Below are 7,013 nucleotides of genomic sequence, written 5' to 3'. Positions count from 1 at the left end.
ACCTTATATTAAAAATATTTCTTCGCGGGCCTGTTTTTTTTTTTTAATTCCGCCGGGCGCGGCCCCGGGGGGGCCCGGGGGCGCCCGGGGCGCGCCGGGCCCCCCCCCCGCCCTGATCGGCGTACCGCATCAAGCGCCGCCGTCGAAGGCGGCGGACCGCGCTACTTGGGCGAGGCCGACATCGTCGCGACCTGGCAGCCCTTCTGGCTGTTGATCGCCTTGTCCAGGCCGCCCGTGTTGAGCTGCTGGAGCGCTTCCTGGCCGCCCTTCGTCGCCTCCTTGAGGCCGCCCGCGACCTCCTTGAGGCCGTCGGCGAACTTGGCCTTGTCCTGGGGGTCGAGGGCGTCCATCTTCGCCTTCAGGTCGGCGTAGCCCTTGGAGGTCGCCTCGAAGCCCTTGGCCGCCGCCTGCTGGGTCGCCGTGCCGTTCTTGACCGGAGGAACGCCCGCCGACTGGAGGGCGACTCCCATCGCCTTGTACGACTCGGTCATGGTCGCGAACGCCGCCGAGTCGGTCTTCTGGACCTCGTCGGACTTGCTGCTCTCGGAAGCCACGCGCTTGATCTCGGCGTTGGCGGCCTCGATCTTCTTGAGTTCGGGCTGCCACTGGTCGCAGACCTTCTTGGCCCAGGCGTTGGCCTTCTCGGCCCCGTCGTCCCCGCCGCAGCCGGACAGGACGAGCGTCAGCACCGCACCGCCCGACAACGCGGCCGCAAACTTCTTGTTCACCGGATTGGTCCCTTCGAAGGCTCTCGGCCCGGAAGATACACGCCTGCCCTCCCGGGATGCACAAAGGCGGACAGACGGCGCGTCAGTCCGCGCCGCCTGTCCGCCGTTCGGGCGTACGGCCGGCCCTGCCCGGCTCCACCCGTCCTTCTGCCGTACCTCGGGTCAGGAAACCGTCGCGGGATCGGCCGACTGGGCCACCCGCTCGGCGGCTTCACCCTCGTCCTCGTCGCCGACGGCGATGCCGCGGCGCTTGGAGACGTAGACCGCCCCGACGATGACGCCGATCGCGAGGACCGCGACGACGGCCCGTACGGTCGGGTTGGCGTCCGCGCCGTAGCTGAACTGCACGACGGCCGGCGCGATCAGCAGCGCCACCAGGTTCATGACCTTGAGCAGCGGGTTGATCGCGGGACCGGCCGTGTCCTTGAACGGGTCGCCGACCGTGTCCCCGATGACGACCGCGGCGTGGGCCTCACTGCCCTTGCCGCCGTGGTGGCCGTCCTCGACGAGCTTCTTCGCGTTGTCCCACGCGCCGCCGGAATTGGCGAGGAAGACCGCCATCAGCGTGCCCGTGCCGATGGCGCCGGCGAGGAAGGAGCCGAGCGCGCCCACGCCGAGGGAGAAGCCCACGGCGATCGGGGTGAGGACGGCGAGCAGGCCGGGCGTGGCGAGCTCGCGCAGCGCGTCCTTGGTGCAGATGTCGACGACGCGCCCGTACTCGGGCTTCTCGGTGTAGTCCATGATCCCGGGGTGCTCGCGGAACTGGCGGCGCACCTCGTAGACGACGGCCCCCGCGGAGCGGGAGACGGCGTTGATGGCGAGGCCGGAGAACAGGAACACGACGGCCGCGCCCAGGATCAGCCCGACGAGGTTGTTGGGCTGTGCGATGTCCAGGCTGAGGTTCATCTCCCCGGCCTTGGCACCGACTTCCTTGACCGCGGTGGCGATCGCGTCGTTGTACGAGCCGAAGAGCGCGGCCGCGGCGAGCACGGCCGTGGCGATCGCGATGCCCTTGGTGATGGCCTTGGTGGTGTTGCCGACGGCGTCCAGGTCGGTCAGGACCTGCGCACCGGCGCCCTCGACGTCGCCGGACATCTCGGCGATGCCCTGGGCGTTGTCGGAGACGGGCCCGAAGGTGTCCATGGCGACGATGACGCCGACGGTGGTGAGCAGTCCGGTGCCGGCCAGGGCCACCGCGAAGAGCGCGAGCAGGATCGACGTGCCGCCGAGCAGGAACGCCCCGTAGACGCCGAGGCCGATGAGGAGGGCCGTGTAGACGGCGGACTCCAGGCCGACGGAGATGCCGGCGAGGACGACGGTGGCCGCGCCGGTCAGGGAGGACTTGCCGATGTCCCGGACGGGACGGCGGTTGGTCTCGGTGAAGTACCCGGTCAGCTGCTGGATCAGGGCCGCGAGCACGATGCCGATGGCGACGGCGACGACGGCCAGGATGCGCGGGTCACCGGAGTGGTTGGTGATCGCGGCGTTCTCGACGCCGACGAGCTCCTTGTAGGTGGCCGGCAGGTAGGCGTAGACGGCGATCGCGACCAGCACCAGGGAGATCACGGCGGAGATGAAGAAGCCGCGGTTGATGGCGGTCATGCCGCTGCGGTCCGACCGGCGCGGGGAGACCGCGAAGATGCCGATCATCGCGGTGACGACGCCGATCGCGGGCACGATCAGCGGGAAGGCGAGGCCCAGGTCGCCGAAGGCGGCCTTGCCGAGGATGAGTGCGGCCACCAGGGTGACGGCGTAGGACTCGAAGAGGTCGGCCGCCATTCCGGCGCAGTCTCCGACGTTGTCGCCCACGTTGTCGGCGATGGTCGCGGCATTGCGCGGGTCGTCCTCCGGAATGCCCTGCTCGACCTTGCCGACCAGGTCGGCGCCGACGTCGGCGGCCTTGGTGAAGATCCCGCCGCCCACGCGCATGAACATCGCGATCAGGGCGGCGCCGAGCCCGAAGCCCTCCAGGACCTTGGGGGCGTCGGCGGCGTAGACCAGGACGACGCAGGAGGCGCCGAAGAGGCCGAGACCGACGGTGAACATGCCGACCACGCCGCCCGTGCGGAAGGCGATCTTCATCGCCTTGTGGGAGACCTCGGTCAGGTCCCTGGCGGGCTCCCCCTCGGCCGGAGTGGCCTCGCGTGCGGCGGCGGCGACGCGCACGTTGGCGCGGACCGCGAGGCGCATGCCGATGTAGCCGGTGGCCGCCGAGAAGAGGGCGCCCACGAGGAAGAAGGCGGAACGTCCCGCCCGCTGGGACCAGTCGTCGGCGGGGAGCAGGAAGAGCAGGAAGAAGACCACGACGGCGAAGACGCCGAGGGTGCGCAGCTGCCGGCCGAGGTAGGCGTTGGCGCCTTCCTGGACGGCTGCGGCGATCTTCTTCATGCTGTCGGTTCCCTCGTCGGCGGCGAGGACCTGGCGGACCAGGATCTGCGCGACGACGAGTGCGGCGAGTGCCACGGCCGCAATGACGATCACGATGAGCCGATTGTCATCGGTGAGTACTGCGGATGCCAGATCAGCGGTGTGATCGGGCGCGATAGGGGTGAAGAGCCCCGTCATTCGTCCTCCTTGACGTGATGAGCTCAAGATGTGGACGGATTGTAGGGAGCGCGACCCGATCAAAACAGTGCGCAGGAAACGCAATTGGCGTGCTCTCGCTCCTCAGCAATAGATCGCGTCACTCCATTACCCTCGAAAGTGGTAATGGGGCAAAGGCATTGACGCCTGATCAATGATCTAGAGAAATGAAAAAGGCCCTGCTCAGCAGGGCCTTGATAAAGATCGGAAGATACGACGGGATAGGCGCGCGGTGGATCTTACGGAAGGTCGGAGGAACCCGACACGGGCCAGCTCATCCGGATGGTCCCGCCCGATTCCCCACTGCTCACCTCGACGTCGTCGACGAGCCCGCTGATCACGGCGAGACCCATCTCGTCCTCGGCCTCGACGTCGGCGTCCAGGACGGCGTCCAGGCCGGACACGGCGTCGGCCGAGCCGCCGCCCGGTCCGGGAACCTCGTCGCCGACCTCGATGGAGAACACCTTGTCCTCCTCGGTCAGCACCACCCGGACGGGTGCGGTCAGCCCGTTGCTGCGGTGTAGTCCAACAGCGCGCGAGCAGGCCTCGCCCACGGCGAGGCGGACCTCGTCGAGGACGGCTTCCTCGACACCGGCCCGGCGCGCCACGGCGGCCGCAACCAGGCGGGCCGTCCGGACGTGTTCGGGCTGGGCGCTGAAGCGCAGTTCAACGGTGGCCATGCGCATCCCCCTCGGACTACGGGCGTGCCTTGACAGGGGCCCGGGCCATCCTCGGCCCGGCACCCCCGCTCTCCTTGTCGGCTCCCGGCCGCCCGGAGGCTGCCGGGGGCCGACCGGATCCGTCAGTCGGTGGCGTTGACGGCGTCTTCCACAGTCGTGTGGATCGGGAACACCTTGGTCAGACCGGTGATGCGGAAGATCTTCAGGATGCGCTCCTGGTTACACACCAGGCGCAGCGAACCCTCGTGCGCGCGGACGCGCTTGAGGCCTCCCACGAGCACACCAAGTCCGGTGGAGTCGAGGAAGTCCACTCGCTCCATGTCGACAACCAGGTGGTAGCTGCCGTCGTTCACCAACTCGACCAACTGCTCGCGCAGCTTGGGCGCGGTATACACATCAATCTCGCCACCGACCTCCACGACCGTACGGTCGCCGACAGTGCGAGTCGACAGGGACAGGTCCACGGATCCTCCAGCACCTTGCTATCGAGCGGCGCCCCCCAGGGGCCTCCCCACCCGAAGGCGGGCGAGGGATTGGCTGCCGCGATGGCATTCAATCACTTACCGGCAGGCGCGCACGACGCCTTCGGACCATTGTCCCGCACGCCGGTGACACACTCGGTTCCAATGGCCAATACTCACGGTCCCAGTCGGCCCACGCCACCTGCGGACCCTCGACCCACCCCCGGAACGGTCCTGGACCGCCTGTCACGGGGGCCTTCGCGTGCTTCGCGCATCACCCATACGGAGCACTTGCCCCCTCGGGAGGGCCGTCATGCAGTCTGGCCCGACCGCATCCGAACGGATGTCGTGGCCGCCATCCAGTCCGCCGGGATCGGCCATCCGTGGGAACATCAGGCCGCGGCCGCCGAGCACGCCCTGGACGGCGTGTCCGTCGTCGTCGCCACCGGCACCGCCTCGGGTAAGTCCCTGGCCTACCTGGCGCCCGTCCTCTCGGCCCTGGCCGACGGCGCCGAGGCCGCGAACGGCCGGGGTGCGACCGCCCTCTACCTGGCTCCCACGAAGGCCCTGGCGGCCGACCAGCGGCGCGCCGTACGGGACCTGGCCGCCCCGCTGGGCAACGCCGTCCGCCCCGCGGTCTACGACGGGGACACGCCCGTCGAGGAACGCGAATGGGTGCGCCAGTACGCGAACTACGTCCTGACCAACCCCGACATGCTGCACCGCGGGATCCTCCCGGCCCACCCGCGCTGGTCCTCCTTCCTGCGGGCCCTGCGCTACGTCGTGATCGACGAGTGCCACACCTACCGCGGCGTATTCGGCTCCCACGTGGCCCAGGTGCTGCGCCGACTGCGCCGGCTGTGCGCCCGATACGGCTCCCAGCCGGTCTTCCTGCTGGCCTCCGCCACCTCCAGCGATCCGGCAGTCGCCGCCTCCCGGCTGACCGGCGTCCGGGTGATCGAGATCACCGACGACGCCTCGCCGCGCGGCGAGATGGTCTTCGCCCTGTGGGAGCCGCCGCTGCTCACCGAGCTGCGGGGCGAGAAGGGCGCGCCCGTACGCCGTACGGCCACCGCGGAGACCGCCGACCTGCTGACCGACCTGGTCGTCCAGGGCGTCCGCACGGTCGCCTTCGTGCGCTCCCGGCGCGGCGCGGAGCTGATCTCCGTGATCGCACAGGAGCGGCTCGCCGGGGTGGACCGCTCCCTGGTCCGGCGGGTGGCGGCCTATCGGGGCGGCTACCTGCCCGAGGAGCGCCGCGCCCTGGAGCGGGCCCTGCACTCCGGCGAGCTCCTGGGACTGGCCGCCACGACCGCCCTGGAGCTCGGCGTGGACGTCTCCGGGCTGGACGCCGTCCTGATCACCGGCTACCCGGGCACCCGGGCCTCCCTGTGGCAGCAGGCCGGCCGGGCGGGGCGCTCGGGCCAGGGCGCCCTGGCCGTGCTGATCGCCCGGGACGACCCGCTGGACACCTACCTCGTCCACCACCCCGAGGCTCTGTTCCAGCAGCCGGTGGAGGCCACCGTCCTGGACCCGGACAACCCGTACGTCCTGGCCCCCCACCTGTGCGCGGCGGCGTCGGAGCTGCCGCTGACGGAGGCGGACCTGGAGCTCTTCGGGCCGGCGACCAAGGACCTCCTGCCCCAGCTCGAAGCGGCGAAGCTGCTGCGCCGCCGGGCGACCGCCTGGCACTGGACCCGCCGGGAACGGGCCTCGGACCTGACCGACATCCGGGGCGGCGGCGGCCGCCCGGTGCAGATCGTCGAGGCCGCCACCGGCCGGCTGCTGGGCACGGTCGACGAGTCGGCGGCCCACACCGCCGTCCACGAGGGGGCGGTCCACCTGCACCAGGGCCGCACGTATCTCGTGAAGCAGCTGGACCTGGAGGATTCCGCCGCCCTCGTGGAGGAGGCGAACCCGCCCTTCTCCACCACGGCCCGCGACACCACCTCCATCTCCGTCCTGGAGACCGAGACCGAGATCCCGTGGGGCTCGGCCCGGCTCTGCTTCGGTTCCGTCGAGGTCACCAACCAGGTCGTCTCCTATCTGCGCCGCAAGCTGATCACCGGCGAGGTCCTGGGCGAGGCCAAGCTGGACCTGCCGCCCCGCACCCTGCGCACCCGGGCCGTGTGGTGGACGGTGACCGACGACCAGCTCGACGAGGCCCGGATCGGCCCGGAGATCCTCGGAGGCGCCCTGCACGCCGCCGAGCACGCCTCCATCGGCATGCTGCCGCTGTTCGCCACCTGCGACCGCTGGGACATCGGCGGCGTCTCCGTGCCGCTGCATCCCGACACCCTCCTCCCCACGGTCTTCGTCTACGACGGCCACCCCGGCGGCGCCGGCTTCGCGGAGCGCGCCTTCCACACGGCCCGCGCCTGGCTGACGGCGACCCGCGACGCGATCGCCGCCTGCGAGTGCGACGCCGGGTGCCCTTCCTGCATCCAGTCCCCCAAATGCGGCAACGGCAACGACCCCCTCCACAAGCGCGGCGCCCTCCGCCTCCTCACCCGCCTCCTCGCGCAATCCCCACCCGTCCCCCCCGGTGCCCCCTGACGCAG

General features: G+C 70.5%; 5 protein-coding genes. 1 reads left to right on the top strand and 4 read right to left on the bottom strand.

What is annotated here, in order from left to right; genetic code table 11:
- Window positions 1-161: 161 nt before the first annotated feature.
- The 4 genes from ACWGIF_RS11870 to bldG all read right to left on the bottom strand — a co-directional run bounded on the left by ACWGIF_RS11870 (window position 162) and on the right by bldG (window position 4,455).
- On the bottom strand, window positions 162-728 hold the full coding sequence (locus ACWGIF_RS11870) for a small secreted protein (RefSeq protein ID WP_453494765.1): 567 nt from the start codon (window positions 726-728) through the stop codon (window positions 162-164).
- 162 nt (window positions 729-890) lie between these two features.
- Window positions 891-3,293, bottom strand: coding sequence for a sodium-translocating pyrophosphatase (locus ACWGIF_RS11865; protein ID WP_453494762.1), 2,403 nt, complete (start codon window positions 3,291-3,293; stop codon window positions 891-893).
- A 257-nt stretch (window positions 3,294-3,550) separates the two neighbouring features.
- A complete protein-coding gene (locus ACWGIF_RS11860; RefSeq protein WP_453494759.1) occupies window positions 3,551-3,991 on the bottom strand; it encodes an ATP-binding protein in 441 nt (146 codons plus the stop codon).
- Window positions 3,992-4,113: 122 nt separating this feature from the next.
- A complete protein-coding gene (gene bldG / locus ACWGIF_RS11855; RefSeq protein ID WP_008743037.1) occupies window positions 4,114-4,455 on the bottom strand; it encodes an anti-sigma factor antagonist BldG in 342 nt (113 codons plus the stop codon).
- Between the two features lie 81 nt (window positions 4,456-4,536).
- Between bldG and ACWGIF_RS11850 the strand changes: the two genes are divergently transcribed.
- Window positions 4,537-7,008: a DEAD/DEAH box helicase gene (locus ACWGIF_RS11850; protein ID WP_453494756.1), complete on the top strand. Its 2,472-nt coding sequence runs from the start codon at window positions 4,537-4,539 to the stop codon at window positions 7,006-7,008.
- The last annotated feature ends 5 nt before the right edge of the window (window positions 7,009-7,013 follow it).

It is taken from the genome of Streptomyces sp. NPDC054849 (assembly GCF_053610945.1).
Note: the sequence above shows the minus strand (reverse complement) of the source record. Positions and strands in the feature narration are given on the sequence as shown.